1 protein-coding gene and 1 pseudogene are annotated in these 1,453 nt (G+C 24.3%); both read left to right on the top strand.

The features are described from left to right. Positions 1 to 312, top strand: a pseudogene (locus tag ON17_RS03580) (hypothetical protein); the annotation flags it as partial. 370 nt (positions 313 to 682) lie between these two features. Next, positions 683 to 1,453 (top strand): hypothetical protein (locus ON17_RS01975; RefSeq protein WP_040849697.1); only part of this gene is annotated, 771 nt, incomplete at its 3' end.

Here is a 1,453-nt window from a genome sequence, read left to right as displayed (position 1 = left end):
ACAGCTAAGGAATTAAAAGATGATTTTTTGTATGAAGCTAAGGAATTAAAAGATGCGGGATTTACAGCAAAAGAATTGAGAGATGGTGGATATAACGCCGATAATTTAAGAGCTGCTGGATTTACAGCAAAAGAATTATTAGATGTCGGATATACAATTAGTGAATTGAGATATGCTTTGTATAAAGCTAAGGAATTATTAGATGTCGGGTGTACACTTAAACAATTATCAGATAATGATTATTTACCATTCAATTTCTATGAACTTGGATATACAAAAGAAGATTTAAAAGCTGCTGGAATAAAAACTTAAACAACTAAAACTGAACGTAAAATAATGTATTTTAACATATAAAGTATTATAAGATTAAAGATGCAATTTTCTTTTAGATCTGTGTTTGCTGATTCCGCTTTGTTTATCCTCACAAAATAGTAAACCTTTCTTTTTAGAGAGCTTGGTAGCTTCATCCGTTTGTCAATCCTCACACCGTTAAATAAAGTTTTCTTTTGTTTTGAACGTATAAAAATGAGTTTTTTTTAACGAAATTTTTATATGTGAAAAACAAAAAAGAAAACTTTATAGTGTGTGTAGGATTGACAAATACGGATAAATGAAGCTACCAAGCGACCTTATACATGTTAATATTGAATTTTTTACAAATATAAATTAAAGGAGTATGAAAATGTTATTAAATTTAAACAATTATACTATGAATAAAAAAGATGTTAAATTATCTTTTCATGCTCAAAAAACGTTTGATTTAATTAATGAAAAATTTATTAATAATAAATTTTTGAGTAGTTTTGAAAGAGAACAAATTGTCAAACATTATGAGAATAATTTATTTTTTTTCAAAACTACTGATTATGGTACAGGTTGTTTTTCTAAATTTTTTAGTTTACATTTATATCGTCTTTTATCAGGTATGCAAGAAAATAGAGTTAAAAATTTATGCGAAACAAAAGCGGCTTTTATTAATTATGAATTAAATTTAATAAAGGGAATTAATAAAATAACTACTTATTATGATCATGATTTAAGTAAATATGTTAATAATATTGCTAATGATCAGCTTGTTTTATTATATTCTCAAGCAAAAAAGCAATTCCAAATGAGAAATAAACAAGAAATATTGATTTTTTTAGAAAAAACATATTTAGACAAAAATATTATTTTGCCTAAAAATGCTTTAAAACAGTTATTAAATGATGATAAAAAATTACAAAGATTTTATGAAAATACTTGTTTTATCATTAATAATGATAAAAATAACAATTCTTTTTTAAACCCTTCCCTTAATTTAGAAAGCAAAATAGAAGATATTAAAAGAAATCTAAAACAATCTAAAACAAATGCTCGTTTTAAAGCTATTTATAATTTTGCTGATGAACAAAAGATTAGTTGGTTAACGCTTACTTTACCGCATCATAATGCTAACGGTTCTTTATCAAAA

The organism is Poinsettia branch-inducing phytoplasma str. JR1 (assembly GCF_000309465.1).
Classification (GTDB): Bacteria; Bacillota_I; Bacilli_A; order Acholeplasmatales; family Acholeplasmataceae; genus Phytoplasma; species Phytoplasma pruni.
This window is presented reverse-complemented; position numbering and strand designations above follow the sequence as displayed.